The sequence below is a fragment of the Rhizobium sp. Leaf262 genome (assembly GCF_001422245.1).
Lineage (GTDB): Bacteria > Pseudomonadota > Alphaproteobacteria > Rhizobiales > Rhizobiaceae > Agrobacterium.
This window is the reverse complement of the sequence record NZ_LMMM01000016.1, coordinates 118,944-141,305: the sequence shown is the minus strand read 5'-3', so window position 1 is coordinate 141,305 and position 22,362 is coordinate 118,944. Positions and strand designations below refer to the sequence as shown.

Annotated in this window: 25 protein-coding genes; 13 read left to right on the top strand and 12 right to left on the bottom strand. The window is 60.0% G+C overall.

The genetic code is table 11. The annotated features are described in order from the left end of the window. Nucleotides 1-5: 5 nt before the first annotated feature. From ASF29_RS14820 to gshB, 3 genes are all read left to right on the top strand, one after another. Entirely contained in the window at nucleotides 6-1,112 is a 1,107-nt protein-coding gene (locus tag ASF29_RS14820) for a sn-glycerol-3-phosphate import ATP-binding protein UgpC (protein WP_062451433.1), read from the top strand. A gap of 103 nt (nucleotides 1,113-1,215) precedes the next feature. Next, on the top strand, nucleotides 1,216-1,722 hold the full coding sequence (locus ASF29_RS14815) for a cupin domain-containing protein (protein ID WP_062451432.1): 507 nt from the start codon (nucleotides 1,216-1,218) through the stop codon (nucleotides 1,720-1,722). A gap of 103 nt (nucleotides 1,723-1,825) precedes the next feature. Beyond that, nucleotides 1,826-2,782, top strand: coding sequence for a glutathione synthase (gene gshB / locus ASF29_RS14810; protein ID WP_062451431.1), 957 nt, complete (start codon nucleotides 1,826-1,828; stop codon nucleotides 2,780-2,782). 232 nt (nucleotides 2,783-3,014) lie between these two features. Here the strand turns inward: gshB and ASF29_RS14805 are convergent, their stop codons facing one another. Next, nucleotides 3,015-4,598: a peptide chain release factor 3 gene (locus ASF29_RS14805; protein WP_062451430.1), complete on the bottom strand. Its 1,584-nt coding sequence runs from the start codon at nucleotides 4,596-4,598 to the stop codon at nucleotides 3,015-3,017. 93 nt (nucleotides 4,599-4,691) lie between these two features. Here ASF29_RS14805 and dut point away from each other — a divergent pair, with 93 nt between their 5' ends. The 3 genes from dut to ASF29_RS14790 all read left to right on the top strand — a co-directional run bounded on the left by dut (nucleotide 4,692) and on the right by ASF29_RS14790 (nucleotide 8,123). Further along, nucleotides 4,692-5,162, top strand: coding sequence for a dUTP diphosphatase (gene dut, locus ASF29_RS14800; protein WP_062451680.1), 471 nt, complete (start codon nucleotides 4,692-4,694; stop codon nucleotides 5,160-5,162). 153 nt (nucleotides 5,163-5,315) lie between these two features. Then, complete coding sequence (locus ASF29_RS14795; protein ID WP_062451429.1) at nucleotides 5,316-6,848, top strand: YifB family Mg chelatase-like AAA ATPase; 1,533 nt, start codon at nucleotides 5,316-5,318, stop codon at nucleotides 6,846-6,848. Nucleotides 6,849-7,889: 1,041 nt separating this feature from the next. Next, the gene (locus tag ASF29_RS14790) at nucleotides 7,890-8,123 is read left to right on the top strand and encodes a hypothetical protein (RefSeq protein ID WP_062451428.1); all 234 of its coding nucleotides are present in this window, start codon (nucleotides 7,890-7,892) and stop codon (nucleotides 8,121-8,123) included. 739 nt (nucleotides 8,124-8,862) lie between these two features. Here the strand turns inward: ASF29_RS14790 and ASF29_RS14785 are convergent. Genes ASF29_RS14785 through gatC form a run of 3 tightly spaced genes read right to left on the bottom strand, consistent with a single transcriptional unit; the run spans nucleotide 8,863 to nucleotide 11,173 of the window. Beyond that, a complete protein-coding gene (locus ASF29_RS14785) occupies nucleotides 8,863-9,354 on the bottom strand; it encodes a GNAT family N-acetyltransferase (protein ID WP_280136428.1) in 492 nt (163 codons plus the stop codon). Then, complete coding sequence (gene gatA, locus ASF29_RS14780) at nucleotides 9,345-10,826, bottom strand: Asp-tRNA(Asn)/Glu-tRNA(Gln) amidotransferase subunit GatA (protein WP_062451426.1); 1,482 nt, start codon at nucleotides 10,824-10,826, stop codon at nucleotides 9,345-9,347. Before gatA ends, ASF29_RS14785 begins: the two co-directional genes overlap by 10 nt. A gap of 59 nt (nucleotides 10,827-10,885) precedes the next feature. Then, a complete protein-coding gene (gene gatC, locus ASF29_RS14775) occupies nucleotides 10,886-11,173 on the bottom strand; it encodes an Asp-tRNA(Asn)/Glu-tRNA(Gln) amidotransferase subunit GatC (RefSeq protein WP_062451425.1) in 288 nt (95 codons plus the stop codon). 262 nt (nucleotides 11,174-11,435) lie between these two features. Between gatC and ASF29_RS14770 the strand changes: the two genes are divergently transcribed. After that, nucleotides 11,436-12,293, top strand: coding sequence for a M48 family metallopeptidase (locus tag ASF29_RS14770; RefSeq protein ID WP_062451424.1), 858 nt, complete (start codon nucleotides 11,436-11,438; stop codon nucleotides 12,291-12,293). A gap of 55 nt (nucleotides 12,294-12,348) precedes the next feature. On the opposite strand, the gene ASF29_RS14765 is transcribed toward ASF29_RS14770, so the two are convergent. Further along, on the bottom strand, nucleotides 12,349-13,053 hold the full coding sequence (locus tag ASF29_RS14765) for a metal-dependent hydrolase (RefSeq protein WP_062451423.1): 705 nt from the start codon (nucleotides 13,051-13,053) through the stop codon (nucleotides 12,349-12,351). An 83-nt stretch (nucleotides 13,054-13,136) separates the two neighbouring features. Between ASF29_RS14765 and ASF29_RS14760 the strand changes: the two genes are divergently transcribed. Further along, a complete protein-coding gene (locus tag ASF29_RS14760) occupies nucleotides 13,137-13,439 on the top strand; it encodes an alkylphosphonate utilization protein (protein WP_062451422.1) in 303 nt (100 codons plus the stop codon). A 9-nt stretch (nucleotides 13,440-13,448) separates the two neighbouring features. Beyond that, nucleotides 13,449-13,940 carry a Holliday junction resolvase RuvX gene (gene ruvX, locus ASF29_RS14755; RefSeq protein ID WP_062451421.1) on the top strand — a complete coding sequence of 164 codons (492 nt, stop codon included), beginning with the start codon at nucleotides 13,449-13,451 and terminating at the stop codon, nucleotides 13,938-13,940. On the opposite strand, the gene ASF29_RS14750 is transcribed toward ruvX, so the two are convergent. From ASF29_RS14750 to ASF29_RS14730, 6 genes are all read right to left on the bottom strand, one after another. Further along, on the bottom strand, nucleotides 13,880-14,209 hold the full coding sequence (locus ASF29_RS14750; RefSeq protein WP_062451420.1) for a DUF6105 family protein: 330 nt from the start codon (nucleotides 14,207-14,209) through the stop codon (nucleotides 13,880-13,882). The genes ruvX and ASF29_RS14750 overlap by 61 nt on opposite strands. Beyond that, entirely contained in the window at nucleotides 14,206-14,367 is a 162-nt protein-coding gene (locus tag ASF29_RS24430) for a hypothetical protein (protein WP_156462683.1), read from the bottom strand. The genes ASF29_RS14750 and ASF29_RS24430 overlap by 4 nt, the downstream gene beginning before the upstream one ends. A gap of 203 nt (nucleotides 14,368-14,570) precedes the next feature. Further along, a complete protein-coding gene (locus ASF29_RS14745) occupies nucleotides 14,571-15,215 on the bottom strand; it encodes a TetR/AcrR family transcriptional regulator (protein ID WP_062451419.1) in 645 nt (214 codons plus the stop codon). Nucleotides 15,216-15,344: 129 nt separating this feature from the next. Beyond that, entirely contained in the window at nucleotides 15,345-15,713 is a 369-nt protein-coding gene (locus ASF29_RS14740; RefSeq protein WP_062451418.1) for a type II toxin-antitoxin system RelE/ParE family toxin, read from the bottom strand. A 6-nt stretch (nucleotides 15,714-15,719) separates the two neighbouring features. Continuing rightward, the gene (locus ASF29_RS14735) at nucleotides 15,720-15,992 is read right to left on the bottom strand and encodes a type II toxin-antitoxin system ParD family antitoxin (protein ID WP_062451417.1); all 273 of its coding nucleotides are present in this window, start codon (nucleotides 15,990-15,992) and stop codon (nucleotides 15,720-15,722) included. 87 nt (nucleotides 15,993-16,079) lie between these two features. Continuing rightward, nucleotides 16,080-17,732, bottom strand: a complete 1,653-nt coding sequence (locus ASF29_RS14730; protein WP_062451416.1) for an acyl-CoA dehydrogenase family protein — start codon at nucleotides 17,730-17,732, stop codon at nucleotides 16,080-16,082. Nucleotides 17,733-17,886: 154 nt separating this feature from the next. Between ASF29_RS14730 and ASF29_RS14725 the strand changes: the two genes are divergently transcribed. Genes ASF29_RS14725 through dprA form a run of 4 tightly spaced genes read left to right on the top strand, consistent with a single transcriptional unit; the run spans nucleotide 17,887 to nucleotide 21,933 of the window. After that, nucleotides 17,887-18,828, top strand: coding sequence for an aspartate carbamoyltransferase catalytic subunit (locus ASF29_RS14725; protein WP_062451415.1), 942 nt, complete (start codon nucleotides 17,887-17,889; stop codon nucleotides 18,826-18,828). Further along, the gene (locus ASF29_RS14720; protein ID WP_062451414.1) at nucleotides 18,825-20,108 is read left to right on the top strand and encodes a dihydroorotase; all 1,284 of its coding nucleotides are present in this window, start codon (nucleotides 18,825-18,827) and stop codon (nucleotides 20,106-20,108) included. The genes ASF29_RS14725 and ASF29_RS14720 overlap by 4 nt, the downstream gene beginning before the upstream one ends. 33 nt (nucleotides 20,109-20,141) lie before the next feature. Beyond that, nucleotides 20,142-20,759, top strand: a complete 618-nt coding sequence (gene plsY / locus ASF29_RS14715) for a glycerol-3-phosphate 1-O-acyltransferase PlsY (RefSeq protein WP_062451413.1) — start codon at nucleotides 20,142-20,144, stop codon at nucleotides 20,757-20,759. 31 nt (nucleotides 20,760-20,790) lie between these two features. Beyond that, nucleotides 20,791-21,933 (top strand): DNA-processing protein DprA, encoded by a 1,143-nt coding sequence (gene dprA / locus ASF29_RS14710; protein WP_062451412.1) that lies wholly within the window; start codon nucleotides 20,791-20,793, stop codon nucleotides 21,931-21,933. On the opposite strand, the gene ASF29_RS14705 is transcribed toward dprA, so the two are convergent. Next, on the bottom strand, nucleotides 21,886-22,122 hold the full coding sequence (locus ASF29_RS14705; RefSeq protein ID WP_082453530.1) for a hypothetical protein: 237 nt from the start codon (nucleotides 22,120-22,122) through the stop codon (nucleotides 21,886-21,888). The genes dprA and ASF29_RS14705 overlap by 48 nt on opposite strands. Between the last annotated feature and the right edge of the window lie 240 nt (nucleotides 22,123-22,362).

Genomic DNA, 22,362 nt, shown 5'->3' with positions numbered 1-22,362 from the left:
CGACAATGGCCGAGATCGAAATCAGTCAGGTCTGCAAGGATTATTCCAACGGCATGCGCGCCGTCCATGATGTGGATATCTCCATCAAGGATGGCGAATTCATCGTGCTCGTGGGTCCCTCGGGCTGCGGCAAGTCCACGCTTTTGCGTATGGTCGCAGGTCTGGAAGAAATTTCCGATGGCAAGGTCAGCATCGGCAACCGCGTCGTCAATGACGTGGAACCCGCCGATCGTGACATCGCCATGGTCTTCCAGAACTATGCGCTCTACCCGCATATGTCGGTGCGCCAGAATCTGGAATATGGCCTGAAGAACCGCAAGACGCCTAGGGACGAGATCGATGCCCGCGTCGCGGAAGCCGCCCGCATGCTGGAACTTCAGCCCTATCTGGATCGCAAACCCCGCCAATTGTCGGGCGGTCAGCGCCAGCGTGTCGCCATGGGCCGCGCCATCGTCCGCAAGCCCGCCGCCTTCCTGTTCGATGAACCATTGTCCAACCTCGACGCCAAGCTGCGGGTCTCCATGCGCGGCGAAATCAAGCGCCTGCAACGCCGCCTCGGCACCACCTCCATCTATGTGACGCACGACCAGCTGGAAGCCATGACGCTGGCCGACCGTCTGGTGGTGCTCAATGCCGGCCGTATCGAACAGATCGGCGCGCCGCTGGAGGTCTATCACAAGCCCGCCTCCACCTTCGTCGCCAGCTTCATCGGTTCGCCTGCCATGAACCTTCTGGCAGGTGAACTGCATGGTGACAGTCTGGCCATCGGGCCTGTCCTCCTGTCCCTCAATGGCTACGCCCCGACCTCCGGTCCTGTTACCGTTGGCATGCGCGCAGAAGATCTGCGTATCGCCCGTGCCGATGAACAGGGCCTGCCTTTCCGCGTGGATTACATCGAAGAACTCGGCTCGCAGCGCCTTGTCCATGGTATGGTGGCGGATCAGGCCCTGACAGTCGCGTGCTCCGCCGAAACGGACATGCCGCAGGACATGGTGCTGGCCATTGCGCTGGAGAAGCTCCACTTCTTCGACAAGGAAACTGGCAAGCGCATCGAAGGGTCGGTAAGCAGCACGGCGCATCAGCCAGCCGAGCAACTGGCCGTCGCCCACTGAAAACGGCCTGAAATGCACTTTCGTTACAATTGATTCAATTTATGGAAGAGCATTCTTACCCGTTTTGTGTTACAGCGTTCCCGTTACGAGATGGGGACGCTCGATGGTTTTGCATGTTGTGATCGCAAGTGTGGCCGCCATGGCCGGTCGCGCCGTACCTCTGGTGCCACGCGCAAAAAGACGTGCCGTGGCGCAGACGGTGGTGTCCGCTGCCGCGCACGCGCTGGACATGCAGCCCGCTCCGATCAACCCGGACTGGATCATTGCAGGCGATCCGCAGGCCCGCATGGCCGACCATTCCCGCAGCGGAGACCGCGCCGCTTATACCGCTTTGTGGGATTGCACCGCAGGCACATTCCGCTGGTTCTTCGCCTGGGACGAAACTGTCCATATTCTAGAAGGCGGCGTGCATGTCACGGCGCAAGATGGCTCGGTGCATCACCTCAATGCGGGTGACGTCGCCTATTTCAAGGCGGGCACCTGGGCCACATGGCGGGTGGACAATTACGTCCGCAAGGTTGCCTTTCTGCGCCGTCCGTTCCCGGCACCCATCGCCTTTGCCTATCGCTTGAAGAACAAGCTGTTGCCCTCCAAAACGCCATCTCTTTAAGCCCTGATAACGTCAATAAAACTCATAGATACGCCACCCCGTAGCAGTTGCCTTTGAAGCTTGCCTGCCCTACACATTTCGGGCTTTCAAAAGGAAATTGCGCATGGCCAAAATCAAGAACGTCGCGATCCAGATGGATCATGTCTCCGGCATCAACATTGCGGGCGATAGCACCTTCGCGATCAGCCTTGAGGCGCAGGCGCGTGGTTACCGCCTGTTCCATTACACGCCGGACCGCCTGTCCATGCGCGATGGCAAGATTTACGCCACCGTCGAACAGATGCAGCTGCGCGACATCAACGGCGACCACTTCTCTCTGTCGGAACCGGAACGCGTTGACCTTGCCACCATGGATGTCATCCATCTGCGCCAGGACCCGCCCTTCGACATGGCCTACATCACCTCCACCCATCTCTTGGAGCGCATTCACCCCAAGACGCTGGTCGTGAATGACCCCGCCTGGGTGCGCAATTCGCCGGAAAAGATTTTCGTCACCGAATTCGCCGACCTCATGCCCACAACGCTGATCACCAAGGACGTGGCCGAAATCTCCCGCTTCCGTGAGGAAATGGGCGATATCATCTTGAAACCGCTTTACGGCAATGGCGGCGCTGGCGTCTTTCATTCCACCCGCGATGACCGCAACTTCTCCTCGCTTTTGGAAATGTTCGGCCAGATGTTCCGCGAGCCCTATATCGCCCAGCAATATCTGCCCGACGTCCGCAAGGGCGACAAGCGCATCCTGCTGGTGGATGGAGAACCCGTCGGCGCCATCAACCGCGTGCCTGCGGAAAACGACGCCCGCTCCAACATGCACGCCGGCGGCCGCCCCGAGCCGACGGAACTGACGGCGCGCGAAAAAGAAATCTGCCAGCGCATCGGCCCGGCCTTGCGCGAACGCGGCTTCCTCTTCGTCGGCATCGATGTCATCGGTGACTATATGACGGAAATCAACGTCACGTCTCCAACCGGCATTCGCGAAGTCAAGAAGTTCGGCGGTGCCGATGTCGCGAGCCTGCTGTGGGACGCGATAGAGCGCAAACGCGACGCTCAGGGCTGAGTCGAAAAGCGGCATGCGGCAGTGGGTGGGGCTTCCCCCCTCTGTCCTGCCGGACATCTCCCCCACAGGTGGGGAGATCGACTCTTGGAGACCTTTCGCCCATCTCAAAGGCTGCGGATAGAGCGAGGAGCAAGCGTCTAGCCGATCTCCCCACCTGAGGGGGAGATGCCCGGCAGGGCAGAGGGGGGTAAGCCCCACCCACTGCCGCCAACCAACTACCCAATCGCAAACATCACGCCGCCTTGGCGACATGATACTCCTTGATCGCCGCCATCTTGATGGCCGGATACCGTTCCGCCTCGTAGCGCAGCGAGAACGCATCCTGCGCCAGAAACACCGGATCGCCATCCAGATCGCGGGCAATATCGCCGCGCTTCACGGTCAGGAACTTGTCCATATCCGCCGCCTGATCCGCCGAAATCCAGCGGCAAATCGAAAAGCGCGACATTTCGAACGAAACCGGCAGGCCATATTCGCCCATCAGCCGTTCCTTCAGCACGTCGAGCTGCAATGCACCGACCACGCCGACGATGGCAGGTGAGCCGTCTTCAGGCGAAAACAGCTGCACGACGCCCTCTTCGGCCATCTGGTGCAGCGCTTCCTTCAGTTTCTTGGCCTTCATCGCATCTTCCAGCCGCACGCGGCGCAGAATTTCCGGCGAAAAGTTCGGCACACCCTGGAAGACGAGGTTTTCACCCTCGGTCAGCGTGTCACCGATGCGCAACGTGCCGTGGTTGGGAATGCCAACCACATCGCCCGCAAAGGCCGTATCGGCAATGTGGCGCTGCGAGGCGAAGAAGAATTGCGGTGCAGTCAGGCCCATCTGCTTGCCGGTGCGGGCAAGCCTTGCCTTCATGCCGCGCTCCAGCTTGCCGGAGCAGATGCGCGCAAAGGCGATACGGTCGCGGTGGTTCGGGTCCATGTTGGCCTGAATCTTGAAGACGAAGGCCGTCATCTTGTCTTCGTCGGCATGCACGGTGCGCGTATCGGCCACCTGGTTGCGCGGCGGCGGCGCAATGTCGCCGAGAGCATTGATCAGATCGCGAACGCCGAAGTTACGCAAAGCCGAACCGAAGAACACCGGCGTCAGATGCCCCTCCAGAAACGCCGTGCGATCGAACGGGCGGCAGGCTTCCAGCGCCAGTTCCGTCTCCTCGATAAAGGCATCGCGCTCGTTTTCCGGCAGTCGGCTCGCCACGGCCTGCGGCCCGTTGACCTGCGTCGCCTCGACCTCGTTGTCGGACCCACGTACCCGGTTGCTGGCCAGATGGTAGGAGCCGCAGAAGCTCTTGGAACGACCGATCGGCCAGGTGATCGGAGCCGTGTCCAGCGCCAGCTTCTCTTCGACCTCGTCCAGAATCTCGAAGATATCCCGGCTTTCGCGGTCCATCTTGTTGACGAAGGTGATGATCGGAATGTCGCGCATACGGCAGACCTCGAACAGCTTCAGCGTCCGTGGCTCAATACCCTTGGCAGCATCGATCACCATGATGGCCGCATCCACCGCCGTCAGTGTGCGGTAGGTATCGTCGGCAAAGTCTTCGTGGCCGGGCGTATCGAGAATATTGAAGACCTTATCATCATATTCGAACGTCATCACCGAGGTGACGACCGAAATGCCGCGCTCGCGCTCGATCTTCATCCAGTCGGACCGCGTCTGGATGCGGTCCTTCTTCGCCTTCACCTCACCGGCCAGCTGAATGGCACCGCCGAACAGCAGCAGCTTTTCGGTCAGCGTCGTCTTACCGGCATCCGGGTGCGCGATGATAGCAAAGGTACGGCGGCGGGAGACCGCCTCGGCAAGCGTTTCAGCCATTCTCAGAAATTCCTGTTGATTGGGGCCGTCTTTATAGATTTGGGGCCGGATATGCAATTGACCAAGACCATCACCGCGCAGCAAATGCGCCACATGAACACACGCGCCTCATCTCAGCCGTCGCTCAAGCTCGTTCGTCTCGAAAACGGCACGGGCATAGACCTGCCGTCCTATGAGACCAGCGGTGCCGCCGGAATGGATTTGCGCGCCGCCGTCCCTGCCGAAGAACCGCTCACTTTGAAGCCCGGCGCCCGCGCACTGGTGCCAACCGGCTTTGTCTTCGAAGTGCCGCAGGGGTACGAGGCGCAGATCCGCCCACGCTCCGGCCTTGCCATCAAGAACGGCATCACCTGCCTCAACACGCCGGGCACTGTCGATAGCGATTATCGCGGCGAGGTCAAAGTCATCCTCGCCAATCTGGGCCAGGAGGATTTCGTGATCGAACGCGGCATGCGCATCGCCCAGATGGTCATCGCCCCCGTCACACAGGTCGCGATCTTCGAGGTCACGGAAACCTCCGAGACTACACGAGGCACCGGCGGCTTCGGCTCCACCGGCGTGTGAGGCATCACAACCGCGCCGAATTTTTCTGCGCGGTATAAGTGAAATTGTTCACTTCCTGTTCTTGTTTTCCGTATCGTGTTGTGCAAGGTTGCATGGGCGGATATTTACACGCTTGATTGCGTATTGTCTAAAGTCCGCACATTGGGGGCTTGCATGGTTGCGCGTGTCAATACGGTGGCATTTCAGGGCATAGAGGGCGTGCCCGTCGAGGTTCAGGTCATGGTCGCGCCCGGCAAGGTCGGCATGCAGATCGTCGGCCTGCCGGATAAGGCCGTGGCCGAAAGCCGCGAAAGGGTGCAGGCCGCTCTCCACGCCTCCGGTCTGGCACTGCCCGCCAAAAAAGTCACCGTCAATCTGGCACCAGCTGATTTACCCAAAGAGGGCAGTCATTTTGATCTCCCAATTGCGCTCGGCCTCATGGCTGCCTTGGGTGCCATTCCGGCAGAAGCGCTGAATGCCTATGTTGTCTTGGGCGAGCTCAATCTGGATGGCACCATCGGTGCCGTCTCCGGTGCGCTTCCGGCTGCCATCGGTGCCAATGGGCAAGGCAAGGGCCTCATCTGCCCGGCAGATAGTGGCGGCGAAGCAGCATGGGCAGGGGCCGAGTTCGATATTCTCGCCCCCCGCAGCCTCATCGCCCTCGTCAATCATTTTCGCGGCACGCAACGCCTGTCGCGCCCGGTCGCCGCCATCCGCGCCAATCCCGCCAACCTGCCGGATCTCGCCGATATCAAGGGTCAGGAAAGCGCCAAGCGCGCGCTGGAGGTCGCCGCCGCCGGTGGCCACAATCTGCTGATGGTCGGCCCGCCCGGTTCAGGCAAATCCATGCTCGCCTCACGCCTGCCCTCCATTCTGCCGCCGCTCTCGGCTGCGGAATTGCTGGAAGTCTCCATGGTCCACTCCATCGCCGGTCAACTCTCCGGCGGCAAGCTGTCGGATCGTCGCCCTTTCCGCACCCCGCATCATTCCGCCACCATGGCAGCCCTTGTCGGTGGCGGCCTGCGCGCTAGACCCGGGGAAGCCTCGCTCGCGCATCATGGAGTGCTCTTTCTCGATGAATTCCCGGAATTTTCACCACAGGCTCTGGATGCCCTGCGCCAGCCGCTGGAAACCGGCGAATGCATCATCGCCCGCGCCAATCACCGCGTCAGCTATCCTGCCGAAATCCAGCTCGTTGCTGCCATGAACCCGTGCAAATGCGGCATGGCCGGCGAACCCGGCTTCACCTGCGCGCGCGGTCCGCGCTGTGTTACGGATTATCAGCAACGCATTTCCGGCCCGCTGATGGACCGCATCGATATCCGCATCGAAGTCCCCGCCGTCTCGGCCGCAGACCTCATCCGCCCCATGGCCGCCGAAGCCAGCGCCGATGTCGCCACACGTGTTGCCCGCGCCCGGCAAAAGCAGGAGGACCGTTACGCCCATGCTGGTTTCACCGGCATCCGCACCAACGCCCGCTGCTCCACCGCCCTCGTCGAAAAATTCGCCGAACCCGACGCGCCGGGCCTGCAACTGTTGCGCGACGCCGCCGAAAAACTGAAATTCTCCGCCCGCGGCTACCACCGCATCCTCAAAGTCGCCCGCACGCTCGCCGACCTCGACGACAAGGCAACGGTCACCCGCATTCATCTGGCGGAAGCGATTTCTTACAGGATAGCTGGGGAGCGGCTGACGGCTGCGGCGTGAGCAGGGGCGGGGACGGTAGTATACGGTAACAGCCGCGCCAGCCGCTCACCCCCCTCTGCCTTGCCAGGCATCTCCCCCTCAAGGGGGGGAGATCGACTCGTGGATGGCGCCCGGCCACATCAAAGGCTGCGGATAAAGCGGGGAGAGCGCGCCCAGCCGATCTCCCTCCTTGTGGGGGAGATGGCCGGCAGGCCAGAGGGGGGTAAGCCCCACCCTCCAACCTCACGATGCGCACCCCAAAACGCCCACGCCGAAAATACTTTCCAACCAAATCAATCCCTTACCCAAAACCCCGCGAAAAACACCAGAAATCCCCCCGCAACTTTCTCAATGGCGCGCGAATCACCCGCACACTGCTGACGTTCCGCCCTCGGATACACCGCAAGGCGTTGCGGCGAGGCGGAACCGGCGCTGGGGTTGGGAGGGTGACGCAAACCTTTCAACCTCGGGGTCGGGCAGCGATCTCCCCGGTGGGACGGGAGAAAGGCGGCGGCGGTTTCGGACCGGCTGTCGNGGTTGGGAGGGTGACGCAAACCTTTCAACCTCGGGGTCGGGCAGCGATCTCCCCGGTGGGACGGGAGAAAGGCGGCGGCGGTTTCGGACCGGCTGTCGTTGCCTTTCCAATGTCCGGACCGGCCCGGCATGTCTTTGYYSCAAAACACCGTTTCGGGTTTTGCGGGTGAGGTCATGGCGGTCCGGTTTGCCCACCACCGGGTGTACCGACAGCTCATCGTCCTCTGGTCGAACGCGRCCATGGGGATTGAAGCGAAAGTCAGGCGGTACACAGGAACACGCTGCATNGCCCACCACCGGGTGTACCGACAGCTCATCGTCCTCTGGTCGAACGCGACCATGGGGATTGAAGCGAAAGTCAGGCGGTACACAGGAACACGCTGCATCTGCCCYGCACCGTTGTGAAACGGCGCGGACGGATCGCAAGGSAAACCGCAGCCATSTGCGCTGTGGATCGCCCTTGCGGAGAACGGATCGATGGCTGCGGGCGCTTCGTCAGAATGAAGCCTCKCATCYTCGAGGGCAGATGTGGCCGAACTGGCAGGCGGCGGCTTTGGCAACGAAGCTGCCGTCACCCGGAGGGGTAAGGGTCGGACCTTGAACATGTCCGACCGTTCCAACGGCAAGGCCCCCTTGCCCTCCCGGGTTCTGCCAGCCGTGGCAAGAGGATCGCTGTTTGGCCAAACCAACGGCAAGGCCCCCTTGCCCTCCCGGGTTCTGCCAGCCGTGGCAAGAGGATCGCTGTTTGGCCAAAAGAGCTGAACGGGGCGCTGCGAGGTGCCATTCTCAGACTACCCAACGAGGCAACTTACAGCGCCCCGTCCGAATACCCATGGCCGAAAATGGCGATGGACACTGAGAGAAGGTCATGCCACGGGCAGGTGCTGCCGCGTGAACGGCGAAGCTTGGCTGAGCGGTGGCCGGGGTTTTTGACAGGATTGGGTTTGGAGGGTGTGGCTGGATGCTTCGAGGCCCCTGCGGGGCGCCTCAGCATGAGGGCGGTGGGTGTGGCAGCCTATTGCTGCAAATGACGTTGAAAGCACGGCACAACAGAGCAACCCTCATCCTGAGGCGCGGAGGCGCAGCCGGAGCCTCGAAGGACGGGGGTTGCGGGCTTGAGGCAGGAGTGCGTGGCTGGATGCTTCGAGGCCCCTGCGGGGCGCCTCAGCATGAGGGCGGCGGGTGTGGCGGGCCTCACCGAACCAACGTGGCATGCAAGCAGGTATGAATAATGCTTTGGATGATGATGCGGGGCAAAACGCAGCGACCCTCATCCTGAGGTGCCCCGCAGGGGCCTCGAAGGACGGGGGTTGCGGGCTTGGGGCAGGAGTGCGCGGCGGATGCTTCGAGGCTTTGCCCTTCGGCCAAAGCGCCTCAGCATGAGGTTGGTGGGTGTGGCGCCGCTCACCTACGAGAGGTCAGAGAGTAAGCCCCATCCGGTGCCCTCACCAAAACCCTCACAGCCTTCAAAACCCAAGCGCGACACCCCAAGCAACCGCTCTCACAAATCCCGCTCCAGCCGCACCTTCTGCAACTCCACCTGCATCGGTTCCGACCACTGCGCACCGCGCCACACAATCCCAAAACCACAGCGCTCATAAAGCCTGATAGCGTTCACGTTCCGGGCATGGGTCGCAATCTTGGCGATGGAAATGCCTGAACTGCGCATCTCATCGAGAAAGTGCTCGACCAGCACCCGGCCGATGCCCCTGCCCTGAAAAGCGGGATCGATCCAGATGTCGGAGATGTAATCGGGCGCGCCAGCGCGGGCACCCCACCCAGCCAGCGCACCGTCGATTTCAGCGATGGCGATGTCGCATTGGGTCTCGGCGGCAAAGCTTTCGAATTCGCCGCGCACGCGCTCGATCACCACGGGATCGAGATAGGCATCGTCAAAAGCGCTGCTGGATGTCCAGGCAGCAAAACCAACGAGGCCGACCGCTGTGCGATCGGCCTCGGTCATGGCTCGAATGGTTAGTCCGCTTACCACCACTTGGCAGGCGTAAACTTGCCCGCCGCCTGTTCAATCGCGTAAGCCGTCTTGAACAGCGTCTCTTCCTCGAACGGCTTGCCGATGAGCTGGAGGCCGAGTGGCAGGCCCTTACCGTCGAGACCGGCGGGGACCGATAGGCCCGGCAGGCCGGCCATGTTGACCGTGATTGTAAAAACGTCCTGAAGGTACATTTTAACCGGGTCGGCGGCCAGTTCCTTGTCGCCGATTTCAAACGCCGAGGATGGCGTGATCGGGGCCAGGACGGCATCGACACCTTCGTGGAAAACGTTCTCGAAATCGCGCTTGATCAGCGTGCGGACCTTCTGGGCCTTGAGGTAATAGGCATCGTAATAACCGGCAGACAGCACGTAAGTGCCGACCATGATGCGGCGCTTGACCTCGGAGCCGAAACCGGCGGCGCGGCTCTTTTCGTACATGTCTGCAATGTCCTTGCCATCGATGCGCAGGCCGTAGCGAACGCCGTCATAACGGGCAAGGTTGGACGACGCCTCAGCGGGTGCCACGATGTAATAAGCTGGCAGCGCATATTTCGTGTGCGGCAGCGAGATATCGACCACTTCGGCACCGGCGTCCTTCAGCCATGCCACGCCCTGCGCCCAGAGCTTTTCGATCTCTTCCGGCATGCCATCGACGCGGTATTCCTTGGGAATACCGATCTTCAGGCCCTTGAGAGACTGGCCGATGGCCTTCTCGTAATCCGGCACCGGCAGATCGACGGAGGTCGTGTCCTTGGCATCGACACTGGCCATGGATGTCAGCAAAATCGCGGCATCACGCACGTCGCGGGCGATAGGACCGGCCTGATCGAGCGAGGACGCGTATGCAGCGATGCCCCAACGCGAGACGCGGCCATAGGTTGGCTTGATGCCGACGGTGCCGGTGAAGGCTGCAGGCTGGCGGATGGAGCCGCCCGTATCGGTGGCCGTGGCACCGGCGCACAGATGCGCGGCAACGGCAGCAGCCGAACCGCCCGAGGAGCCGCCGGGCACGAGATTCTTGTCCGAACCCGTGGCGCGCCATGGGTTGACCGCTGGGCCGTAATAGGAGCTTTCATTGGACGAGCCCATGGCGAATTCGTCCATGTTGAGCTTGCCAAGCATGACAGCGCCCGCGTCCCACAGGTTCTGCGTGACAGTGGATTCGTATTTCGGCTTGAAGCCATCGAGCACATGGGAGCACGCCTGGGTGTGGACATCGCGAACGGCGAACAGATCCTTGACGCCCAGCGGAATGCCTTCCAGGGCACCGGCGTTGCCAGCGGCCAGCTTCTCGTCGGAGGCCTTGGCCATGTCGCGGGCCTTTTCAGGCGTGACCGCGACATAGGTGTTCAGCGCTTCATTGGCGGCATCGACTGCGGCGAGATAGGCGTCCGTCAGTTCGACGGCGGAAAAATCCTTGGCTTTCAGCTTGTCGCGCGCTTCGGCAATGGTCAGGCTGGTAAGATCGGTCATATCGGCAACGGCTTTCGAAATATTTCAAGATCGGACGGGCAGGAGCAAAGCTTAAAGGCTTACTCGACCACCTTCGGGACGAGGAAGAAATTGCGGTCGGTATTGGGAGCATTGGCGACGATATCCTCCGCCTTGCTGCCGTCGCTCACCACGTCCGTGCGCTTCTTCATGGCAACCGGCGTCACCGAGGTCATCGGCTCGACGCCATCGACATTCACTTCCGAAAGCTGCTCCACGAAACCAAGAATGCCATTCAACTGGCCAAGCATGACATTGGCCTCTTCGTCGTCAACGGCAATACGGGCAAGGCGCGCAACGCGCTTCACGGTGGCAAGATCAACGGACATGGGTCTACTCCGGACAAGAATTTTCCTACCCGCTATAATGACCGCGCCCGCAGTTCGCAACCATCATCGCCGCCAGAAACAGCGGCGAAAATAATATTCGCCTTATACGGGAACATTTTTTCACGACGCGAGTTTTCGCGCAGGGAAATTCCGTCCCTTCATTACAGACAAAGTCATTGCAGCAGGAAGCGGGGTTGGGGCCTGTTCGATTTATCAAGCGCCGTCGCGCTTCTCGATCATGCTGTTTTAACGGGGGTTAAACATGAATTTCGACATGTCAAAAGTGCGTCATAGCAAAGAGAAAATTTACGGATTTCTCACCCTGCTGATAGGATCGCTGGTCTGGCTGGGTCTTGCCGCGGCAATCCTCCACATTGCAACGACGGACAGCATAGCAATCCTTTTTGTTGTCCTGTTTTACATTCTCGTCATCTGGTTCTTCTCTTACGTCGCCAGATCGTTAGTCCGTGCGTACATGATCGGCCACTATGTTCTTGTCAGCGAAAAGCAGTTTCCGCATCTTCACAAAATGGTGGCAGACGGCGCGCAGAAGCTGGGCCTGAAAGAAGTGCCGCAGGCCTTCGTCTACAATTCCAGCGGCGTGATGAATGCGATGGCGCTTACGCTGGTCGGGCGCTCACGTTATATCTGGGTGACATCGGCCCTGATCGATTCTGACGATGAGGAGCAGGTGCGGTTCGTGATCGGTCACGAGCTGGGCCATCACGTCGCGGGCCATCTGGACGAACCTTGGAATTTTCTGCGTCTGCCCGGCCTGATCGTTCCGTTTCTGGGACAGGCCTATTCCCGCGCCCGCGAACTGACCTGCGACCGCGTCGGGCTTGTCGTTTCCGGTGACATGAAGGCTTCGCGCACCGCCCTTCAGATGCTGGCCTGTGGCAGCGCCAAGCTGAATGCCCAGATGAACCCGAATGCCTTTGAAGAGCAGGACAAGATGGTGCCGTCGATTGCCGGTTTTTTCCTGAAAATCTTTTCGCTCTACCCACGCCACACGCGCCGGGTAGCGGCACTGAGTGAGTGGAGAAGTGCGCTGAGTGGAATTTCGTCTGCGCCATCCCGCCCTGTTGAGACCGGACGGGTCGAACCGCAGGTCGCTTGAGGCGAACAGATAAAGAAAAGCCCGATATGCCATGCGCATATCGGGCTTTTCTGTTTTAGAACGTCAGCGTATGTCCGACGCTTGGCGTATCCACACGGCTCTCCGAGCCTTCCATGCCGGTGACGAATTTTTCCGGGGTCTGGTCGATTATGGGGAAGGAGCCGTAGTGGCAGGGAATGACATTGCGGAACTTGAAGAAGCGCTGGCAGGCAAGAGCCGCAACCGCGCCGCCCATGGTGAAGCGGTCACCGATGGGAACGAGGCCGATATCGGGTTCGTGCAGCTCGTTGATGAGCGCCATGTCGGAGAAGATATCCGTATCGCCCATGTGATAGACGGTCGGGCCGTCTTCGAAATGCAGCATCAGGCCGTTGGCGCTACCCAAAGAGTGGGAGACGCCATCTTCGGTGATCTGGGCAGATGAGTGCAAGGCGTTGGTCAAGGTGGCGGAGAAGCCATCGAAGGTTACCGTGCCGCCGGTCCCGGCCATTTCGATTTTCGATACGCCTCTGAAGTTCAGCCACGCAGCGAGATCGGCATTGGCCAGCACGGTCGCACCGCTTTCCTTGGCCAGCTTGATGGTATCGCCCACATGGTCGCCGTGGCCATGAGTCAGGAGAATATGGGTGATGCCGCTGGCGGCATCCTTGGCATCCTGGCCCGCAAAGGCGGGATTTCCGGTGAAGAATGGGTCTATGAGGATTTTTGCCTTGCCGGTTTCGAGGCGAAATGCGGAATGGCCGAGCCAGGTGAGTTTCATGGAAGTTCTCCTTTGTATTACCGATATATTATGACATAGGACGGGCCATACAACCGCCCTCGATAGAATTTGGAATTGCGAACATGGCCGCTGATGATGACGAATATGTGTATGACGAAGCGACCGGTGAATGGCGCCCGGCCTCAGAGATAGCGGCGCAGGCGGCAAAGGCCAATGAGGTTCGCGATGCCAGCGGTACGCTTCTGGTCGATGGTGATTCCGTGACCTTGATCAAGGATCTGAAGGTCAAGGGGGCGGGAACAACATTGAAGCAGGGCACGGTCATCAAGTCCATTCGCCTGACCGACAATCCAGAAGAAATCGACTGCCGCCACGATGCCATCAAGGGCCTCGTGCTGCGCACCGAATTCGTGCGCAAACGCTGAGACGAGCACATGGCGACACTGACGATAGAGGAACTGGCGGATTTTCTGCAAACGGGACAGGCCATTGCCGGGCTGGACCTGGGCACAAAGACCATCGGCCTTGCCATGTCCGATCTGTCAAGGCGCTTCGCCACCCCTCGCCCGGTCATCAAGCGGATCAAATTCACGCCGGATGCGCAGACGCTTCTGGAGTTTGCGCAGAGGGAAAAGGTCGCCGCCTTCATCATCGGCCTACCCGTCAATATGGATGGATCATCCGGGCCGCGCGTTCAGGCAACCCGCGCCTTCGTGCGGGCCATGAGCGAGAAAACCGACATGCCCTTCGTCTATTGGGATGAACGTCTTTCGACGGTTGCGGCCGAACGGGCGCTGCTGGAAATGGATGTGTCCCGGGCCAAGCGCGCCGAACGGATCGATTCGGCTGCTGCCAGCTTCATCCTTCAGGGTGCGCTGGACAGGCTATCTGCTCTCGGCAGAGACGGAACTTCGGTCGAGGACTGACGACCACACCACCATGCGGCGATGGCCTTGCGCTTGCGAAACCCGATGAGGGCGAAGACGATGAGGCTATCCACCGCTATGGCGCGCATGACCAGAGGCGGGATGGTTTCAGGCGGAATGCCCAGCACATTGCCGTAAATCTGGAACACCAGATCATGGGCCTGACGGGTGAGCATGAAAATGCCGAAGCTCATGTCGTAGTAAGACAGGCTGTACCAGCTGCCCAGCAGCGCGATCGGCCCGGCCCAGAGAATGAGAAACCACTTCATGCCATCTGCTCCCGCGCAAAAACGGTGTCAGGCGCGACAGCAAGGACAGCCCAGCGCAGGCACGCCATAAGGCACAGGTTCACTGTCGGGACATCGATGTCCAACGGCAGCATGGCAAAGAACGTCATCATGACGATCAAGGATATCCATCGGGTCACGGCGGTTCCTTTTCATACGCCCACAGGCGCATGGTTAATGATTTATTAACACAATGATCTCGTCCCTCCGAACGGGCAAATAAAACTTATGGATATGGTTAACAACGACGACGGGGCTGTGGATAACACAGTGGCGCTAGGCAACAACGCGTGTGCGCCCACAAAAGCGTCAAATATTATTAGAAAAATCTAAGGTTTGCTAATCAGCTATAAACGCCACGCACGATACGCTTCACGGCTGTGCCGATTTTATCCCAATCCTTCGCGCTTTTCAGCGCAACGCCAGCAAACTGCCCACTTATGACCGATGAAATGACGAGATGCTGAATGGCCGCGAAAATCACGGCGTTGACTGTGGCGGTATCCACGCCCTTCGGCGCTTCGAGCGAACCGCGCATGCGCTCCAGCCACTTGGCCAGCGCTTTGGCGCGGGCATCGGCCAGTTGCTTGACCTGCGGCGTGTTCTCGGACACCTCCCAGGCGATGATCTTGCACACCAAGGGATCGCTGCGCAGCGCTTCGATGTAATAAAGCGCGAGCTTTTCCATCAGGTCGCCATAGGTCAACAGAAACATGCCGCCGGTATCTTCTGGAATGCGATCCTTGACCCACGAACCGAGGTCTTCGCCAATGGCCGAGACCAGCCCTTCCAGCCCACCGAAATAGCGATAGATCAACTGCTTGTCACACCCCGCACGCCGGGCGACCGCGTTGATGCCGAACCCCTGAAACCCCTCCTCCGCCAGCAAACCCTTCGCCGCCGCAAAAATCGCCTTCTCCGTCGCAGCGCGGTCCTTGATACGCTTTTCGGGAGCAACGGCGGCAGCAGTTTCAACGATGGCCAGCATGATCGCGCGATTCTCCGTGTGGTGACGTGATCAACGGAGTTAGCAAAGGGTTAATTTATCGGCAATGCGGGGGACGGTTGGGAGATGAAGGTAGTTGTGGATGATTGGAACGGCTCAGTAAATTCGGCTTTATAGGCTGGCATAATCATCCGGTAGATGCCGTTCTAGTTCCATCGCATCATAGAGGACGCGACTAACACCCAGAAGCTTGGGCTCTATTTCTTTAAACAGGATTAGATGACGAGGACTTCGCACCACAAATCCATCGTGTCTTGCCCTATCCCGGCTGTGACGCAGATGGTAACTCCAAACACCCTCACCACATTCGGGACGGTTCTTGACCCCAATGCGCTTGGGATCAGACGCGATATCGCGCAAAGCGACGACCAGCAGTTTTTCGTAACGTTGCCGCGCCTCGGCCCCGAAAGTTTCGTTTGTCGTGTCAAGGATAGCAGCGATATCGTCCTGCGCCGCCTGCGAAAGCCGGATATTCGCCATTATTTGTCAGGCCCGATCTCGCTTGCCTAGTGTAGATATGACGTTCTCAAGCTCTTCATCCGCAACATCCAGAAAGCGCCCCTGATCGAGATCGCTAAAGCCGACTTTTGCTGCTTCCTGCAACGCTTGTAGCTTGGCCAGCTCAAAAGTCTCGCGTTGCTCGACTAGCCTCAAGCCGTCCCGCAGGACTTCGCTGGCATTTTGATAACGGCCAGACTTCACCAGCCCATCGATAACGCTTTCATGATGTGGGGTCAGCACTACATTACGTGTCGGCATGGATACCTCCGTCAGTTTGTGCGACAGAGGATAATCCGATTGGCATAATCTGCCAATCGGATTCTACCACCAAAATTTTCGATAGAATTAAGCCGCAGGCGGATACAGCAGATCGATAATATAGGTCGGGTCGAACCGGCTATCCAGCATGCCATAGGTATGACGCCATCCGCCGGCCAGGCGTGTCTCGAGGAAAGCGTCGGCGATGCGGCCGGCCCCGATGCGGCAGAGTTCGGCGGCGGCGGCGGCGAGAGCGAATTGTTCGACCAGCAGGCGGGCTGCACCTTCGTCGCGTTCGCACAGAGCAATGGCCGCGCGCAGGACTTCGGTGGTTTTCTTGCCGGATGGGCCGAGATCACGCTCGAGCGTTTCGAAGACGAGGTCGAACAGATCCTTGCCGCGCTGGAGAACGCGCAGCACATCGAGCGCCATGACGTTGCCGGAGCCTTCCCAGATGGCGTTGACAGGGGCTTCGCGGTAGTGCCGGGCAATAGGGCGGTCTTCGACGTAGCCGCTACCGCCGAGGCTTTCCATCGCTTCATAGATCAAGGCAGGCGCAATCTTGCAGCACCAGTATTTGACGATGGGCGTCATGACTCGAGCGTAAGCCGCTTCCGCCGGATTGTTGCGGGCGCTATCGAAGGCAGCAGCAAGGCGGAAGGAGAGAGCGGTTGCTGCCGCGACATCCAGCGCCATATCGGCCAGAACGCGCGTCATCACTGGCTGGGTAACCAAAGGTTTGCCGAAGACGTTGCGGCCACGGGCGAAATGCACAGCTTCCGCCAGCGAGGCGCGCATCATGCCGGACGAGGCAAGCGCGCAGTCCAGTCGCGTCAATGTCACCATGTCGAGAATTGTGCGGATGCCGGCACCGGGTTCTCCGAGCAGATAGCCGAAGGCATCCGTGAATTCGACTTCGGCAGAGGCGTTTGAGCGGTTGCCGAGCTTGTCCTTCAGGCGCTGGAAATGCAGGCCGTTGGCCGAACCATCTTCCAGAAAACGCGGCACGAGGAAGCAGCCCATGCCATCGCCCATCTGGGCCAGCATGACGAAGCCGTCGCTCATGGGTGCGGACAGGAACCATTTGTGGCCGGAGAGGCGATAGATGCCCTCACCTACCCGCTCCGCCGTGGTGCGGTTGGCGCGAACATCGGTGCCGCCCTGCTTTTCCGTCATGCCCATGCCGATGGTGACGGCGGTCTTCTGCATGGCGGGTTTTTGCGAGGAATCATATTTGCGCGACAGGATTTTCGGCGCCCATTCCTGCTGCACGCGCGGCGATGTCATCATGGCGGCAACCGAGGCGTGCGTCATGGTCAGTGGGCAGAGGTGTCCTGCCTCGAGCTGCGATGTCAGATAGAACTTTGTCGCGCGGGCCTTGTGTTCGTTGCCGCGCGTTTCAGGCGTGTTTTCCCAGGCGCTGCTGTGCAGGCCGGATGACATGGAACGGCGCATCAGCGCGTGCCATGCGGGGTGGAATTCCACCTGATCCAGCCGCTCGCCGCGTGGGCCATGGGTATGGAGTTTGGGCGTGCTGACATTGGCCATGCGCGCCAGTTCCTGCGCTTCCGCCGATGTCACATAGCGACCAATCTGGTCGAATTCATCGCGCATAGGGCGCGAAAGACTGGAGGTCAAATCCACGATCAACGGGTCTGAGCGATAGGCATTGATGCCGGACCAGAGGTTGGGCTGGTTCAATTCGGCAAGCTGTTCTTCGGTCCGGTTCATATTCGTCATCGCGTGGCTATATCGGGATTCGCATTTTATTGCATGTATTAGGTCTGGCACGGCTTATCGCATGCTTGCCGACAAAGCCACCTGTCTTTATAGACCCGGTGACTAAAGCCAGAGCCGTGCCACACGCTCTATTGCGACCCGGAGGACATTTTCCATGGTCTATTATCCCCACCGCCACCTGCTTGGCATCAAGGGGCTTTCCCATCAGGATATCACCACTCTTCTCGACAAGGCCGATGAGGCGGTGAAAATCAGCCGACAGCGGGAAAAGAAGACATCGACCCTGCGCGGGCTGACCCAGATCAACCTGTTCTTCGAAGCCTCCACCCGCACGCAATCGTCCTTCGAACTGGCCGGCAAGCGGCTGGGCGCTGACGTGATGAACATGTCGGTGGGCAATTCATCGGTCAAAAAGGGTGAGACGCTGATCGATACGGCCATGACGCTGAACGCCATGCGCCCGGACGTGCTGGTTGTGCGCCACTCCTCGGCAGGCGCTGCGGCGCTTCTGGCGCAAAAGGTGGCTTGCTCCGTGGTCAATGCGGGAGATGGCCAGCACGAACATCCGACACAGGCGCTTCTGGATGCGCTGACGATCCGCCGCGCCAAGGGTACGCTGTCTGGTATAACGGTGGCGATTTGCGGTGACGTGCTGCATTCGCGCGTGGCGCGCTCCAACATCATTCTCCTGAACCAGATGGGTGCGCGCGTTCGCGTCGTTGCGCCGCCGACGCTTCTGCCATCGGGCATCGCGGATATGAGCGTGGAAGTGTACCACGACATGAAGGAAGGCTTGAAAGGTGCCGACGTCGTCATGATGCTGCGCTTGCAGCGCGAGCGCATGTCCGGCTCCTTCGTGCCTTCGGTGCGCGAATATTTCCATTATTACGGGCTTGATGCCGAAAAGCTGAAAGCCGCCAAGGAGGATGCACTCGTGATGCACCCCGGCCCGATGAACCGGGGCGTGGAAATCTCATCCGAAGTGGCAGATGGCCCGCAGAGCGTGATCGAAAGCCAGGTGGAAATGGGGGTGGCCGTTCGCATGGCCGTTATGGAAACGCTTCTTCTTTCACAAAATCAGGGAGAGCGCGTATGAGCACCGTTCTCAAGAACGTTCGCATCATCGATCCGTCCCGCAATCTGGACGAGGTCGGAACGATCATCATTGGTGCCGATGGCACCATCCTCGCCGCGGGCAAGGATGCGCAGAACCAGGGCGCACCTGAAGGCGCGACGGTGCGCGATGCCAAGGGGCTTGTCGCCACACCGGGTCTGGTGGACGCCCGCGTCTTCGTCGGCGAACCGGGTGCCGAACACCGCGAAACCATCGAATCCGCCTCGCGTGCAGCGGCAGCGGGTGGCGTGACCAGCATGATCGTGATGCCGGATACCGACCCTGTCATCGATGACATTGCGCTGGTGGAATTCGTGAAGAAGACCGCGCGCGACAAGGCGCTGGTCAATATCTACCCGGCAGCGGCCCTGACCAAGGGCCTGCGCGGCGAGGAGATGACCGAGTTCGGCATGTTGAAAGAAGCCGGTGCCGTTGCCTTCACCAATGGCCGCAAGGCGCTGTCCGATACGCTGGTACTGCGACGTGCGATGACCTATGCGCGTGAACTGGACGCGGTAATCTCGCTGGAAACCCGCGATCAATATATCGGCCATGGCGACATGAATGAGGGGCTGTTTGCGAGTTGGCTCGGACTATCGGGCATTCCGAAAGAAGCCGAGATCATTCCACTGGAGCGGGATCTGCGCATCGCAGCGCTGACGCGTGCCAACTACCATGCCGCCAAGATCTCCGTGCGCGAATCCGCCGAGGCGATCAGCCAAGCGAAAGCACGTGGCGTGAAAGCGACCTGCGGCATTTCCATCAACCATCTGACGCTCAACGAAAACGACATCGGCGAGTACCGCACCTTCTTCAAGCTTTCCCCACCGCTGCGTTCAGAAGACGACCGCATGTCGATGGTGGATGCGCTGAAGGACGGCACCATCGACATTATCGTTTCCTCGCACGACCCGCAGGACGTTGACACCAAGCGCCTGCCGTTTTCGGATGCGGCCAGCGGTGCCGTCGGGCTCGAGACCATGCTGGCGGCAGCATTGCGCCTCTACCATAGCGACCAGGTGCCGCTGATGCGCCTGATCGACGCGCTCTCCACCCGCCCGGCGCAAATCTTCGGGCTGGATGCGGGAACGCTGAAGCCGGGTGCCAAGGCCGATATCACGCTGATCGATCTAGACGAGCCATGGCTGGTTTCCGAGAAAAATCTGGTTTCGAGGTCCAAGAACACGCCATTCGAAGACGCCCGCTTTACCGGCCGCGCCGTTGCAACCTATGTTGCGGGCAAGCTGGTATATTCCGTATAAGAAAACGACACGCAGGACCGAGGGGACCCCGCAATGACCGCATTGACTGACTGGCAGACAGCGCCTGCGCTTCTCGCCCTTGCTGCCCTCATCGGCTATCTGCTGGGGTCGATTCCCTTCGGGTTGATCCTTACGCGGGCGGCGGGTCTGGGGGATGTTCGCAATATCGGGTCCGGCAATATCGGTGCGACCAATGTGCTGCGCACCGGCAACAAGAAACTGGCGGCGGCGACGCTGTTGCTGGATGCCTTGAAGGGTACGGCTGCGGTTTTGGTTGCTCATGCGCTCTGGGGATACGAAGCCTCTCTGATCGCCGGGTTCTTCGCGTTTCTCGGACACCTGTTTCCGGTGTGGCTGGGCTTCAAAGGTGGCAAGGGCGTTGCGGTCTATATCGGCGTGCTGCTGGGAGCAGCACCGTTGATGATGCTGGCCTTTGCGGCGATCTGGATCGCCATTGCCTTCATCACCAAATACTCCTCTCTCTCCGCACTGGTTGCAATGCTTGTCATTCCGGTTGCATTGTGGATAGTAGGGCCTGAAAAGACGGCTCTGCTGGTGACGCTGCTCAGCGTCATCTCCTGGTACATGCACCGGGAAAACATCAAGCGTCTTCTGGCGGGGACTGAAAGCAAGATCGGTAAAAAGGGCTAAGGCATTCGTCCAGCCCTGATGGGGGCGAGACATGCCACATGATGGCGAAACGAAGCGCGGCATCGCGCTGACAGACAGGCAACGCGTTGCGTGGCTGCGGCTGATCCGCAGCGACAATATCGGTCCCGTCACCTTCCGCGAACTCATCAATCACTTCGGCAGCGCTGAAAAGGCGCTGGATGCCCTGCCCGACCTTTCGCGCCGGGGTGGGTCGGCCCGTAGCCCGCGCATCACGACTGTAGCCGAGGCAGAGCGGGAAATCGAGGCGGCGACACAATTCGGTGCGCGTTTCGTTGGTATCGGTGAGCCGGATTATCCACCTGCGCTGCGCGAAATCGACGGTGCACCGCCGATCATCTCCATGAAGGGATCGGGCCGCACGGCAATCCGCCCCTCCATCGGCATTGTCGGGTCGCGCAACTCCTCCATCAACGGTTCGAAGTTTGCGGCCATGCTGGCGCGGCAGTGCGGACAGGCGGGTTACACCATCGCCTCTGGTCTCGCGCGGGGGATCGATGCGGCCGCACATGCTGCCAGCCTTACGACCGGCACCGTGGCAATGCTGGCGGGTGGGTTGGATAAGCCCTACCCGCCGGACAATCTGCGCTTGCTGGGCGAAATCTACGACAATGACGGTGCCAGCATCAGCGAGATGCCGTTTGGATGGGAGCCGCGTGCGCGGGACTTTCCGCGTCGCAACCGGCTGATCGCTGGTGTTTCCATGGGCGTGCTGATCGTGGAGGCGGCCGACAGGTCCGGCTCGCTGATTACGGCACGGCTGGCGGGTGAGTTCGGGCGGCTCGTCTTTGCCGTGCCGGGCTCGCCGCTCGATGCGCGCTGCCACGGTACGAACCGGCTGATCAAGGACGGAGCGATGCTGGTGACGGAGGCTGCCGACATTCTGGATGCGCTGCGCCCCCTGATGGAGCCGACCCTGCCCGTTCAGCAGATTGCCAAGGAAAGTCCTGACGAGATGGACATATCGCCACCGCGAGATGACGACCGCAGCATTATCGCATCCGCGCTCGGGCCATCGCCTGTTGAGACTGACGACATCATCCGCCATACGGGACTGCCCGCCTCGACCGTCTATCTCGTGCTTCTGGAACTCGACATAGCGGGGCGGTTAAATCGGCATTCCGCGGGGCGGGTTTCTCTGGTCATGGCCGACTGAGAGCTTGCGGCGGCCCGACTGAATGTCGCCCGCCTCAATATAAGCCATTTCTATCAGGTAACATAGCATGTCCGCTCCCTCGCGTTCTGCAACGATGCGCAGTTCGGCGAGGATTTGCCTGATATAGGCGAGATTTTCCGCTGTCTGTTGATCCCTGCTCTGGCTGCTGTTTTGTGCACTCACGACGATAGTCACCTCGGTTGAACTCATGGAATGCAGTGTTCGGATAAGAGCACCGCTTAAGTTGAGCAACCATAACTTGTTTATCTTTAATTGCAAATGAGAATTCAATCCCCAATAGGTTGCATCTTGGTGTAATGGCAGAAAAACGCCCTTGGCCTCTTGACCCGAACGCATTACCTGTCCATGTCGAAATAAAGGTCGCCCTGTTGCAGGTTGAAAAGTGGCAGGGCATGTTAACGGGCAAGT

Bases quoted from the DNA above. Each gene is read 5' to 3' on its own strand.
- ASF29_RS14740 (WP_062451418.1), bottom strand. From the start codon at position 15,713: ATGGCGAATATCCGGCTTTCGCAGGCGGCGCAGGACGATATCGCTGCT.
- ASF29_RS14765 (WP_062451423.1), bottom strand. From the start codon at position 13,053: ATGAAACTCACCTGGCTCGGCCATTCCGCATTTCGCCTCGAAACCGGC.
- gshB (WP_062451431.1), top strand. From the start codon at position 1,826: ATGGCCAAAATCAAGAACGTCGCGATCCAGATGGATCATGTCTCCGGC.
- dut (WP_062451680.1), top strand. From the start codon at position 4,692: ATGAACACACGCGCCTCATCTCAGCCGTCGCTCAAGCTCGTTCGTCTC.
- dprA (WP_062451412.1), top strand. From the start codon at position 20,791: ATGCCACATGATGGCGAAACGAAGCGCGGCATCGCGCTGACAGACAGG.
- ASF29_RS14805 (WP_062451430.1), bottom strand. From the start codon at position 4,598: ATGGCTGAAACGCTTGCCGAGGCGGTCTCCCGCCGCCGTACCTTTGCT.
- ASF29_RS14750 (WP_062451420.1), bottom strand. From the start codon at position 14,209: ATGAAGTGGTTTCTCATTCTCTGGGCCGGGCCGATCGCGCTGCTGGGC.
- ASF29_RS14725 (WP_062451415.1), top strand. From the start codon at position 17,887: ATGGTCTATTATCCCCACCGCCACCTGCTTGGCATCAAGGGGCTTTCC.
- gatC (WP_062451425.1), bottom strand. From the start codon at position 11,173: ATGTCCGTTGATCTTGCCACCGTGAAGCGCGTTGCGCGCCTTGCCCGT.
- ASF29_RS14820 (WP_062451433.1), top strand. From the start codon at position 6: ATGGCCGAGATCGAAATCAGTCAGGTCTGCAAGGATTATTCCAACGGC.
- ASF29_RS14720 (WP_062451414.1), top strand. From the start codon at position 18,825: ATGAGCACCGTTCTCAAGAACGTTCGCATCATCGATCCGTCCCGCAAT.
- ASF29_RS14745 (WP_062451419.1), bottom strand. From the start codon at position 15,215: ATGCTGGCCATCGTTGAAACTGCTGCCGCCGTTGCTCCCGAAAAGCGT.
- ruvX (WP_062451421.1), top strand. From the start codon at position 13,449: ATGGCGACACTGACGATAGAGGAACTGGCGGATTTTCTGCAAACGGGA.
- gatA (WP_062451426.1), bottom strand. From the start codon at position 10,826: ATGACCGATCTTACCAGCCTGACCATTGCCGAAGCGCGCGACAAGCTG.
- plsY (WP_062451413.1), top strand. From the start codon at position 20,142: ATGACCGCATTGACTGACTGGCAGACAGCGCCTGCGCTTCTCGCCCTT.
- ASF29_RS14730 (WP_062451416.1), bottom strand. From the start codon at position 17,732: ATGACGAATATGAACCGGACCGAAGAACAGCTTGCCGAATTGAACCAG.
- ASF29_RS14735 (WP_062451417.1), bottom strand. From the start codon at position 15,992: ATGCCGACACGTAATGTAGTGCTGACCCCACATCATGAAAGCGTTATC.
- ASF29_RS14760 (WP_062451422.1), top strand. From the start codon at position 13,137: ATGGCCGCTGATGATGACGAATATGTGTATGACGAAGCGACCGGTGAA.
- ASF29_RS14770 (WP_062451424.1), top strand. From the start codon at position 11,436: ATGAATTTCGACATGTCAAAAGTGCGTCATAGCAAAGAGAAAATTTAC.
- ASF29_RS14795 (WP_062451429.1), top strand. From the start codon at position 5,316: ATGGTTGCGCGTGTCAATACGGTGGCATTTCAGGGCATAGAGGGCGTG.
- ASF29_RS14815 (WP_062451432.1), top strand. From the start codon at position 1,216: ATGGTTTTGCATGTTGTGATCGCAAGTGTGGCCGCCATGGCCGGTCGC.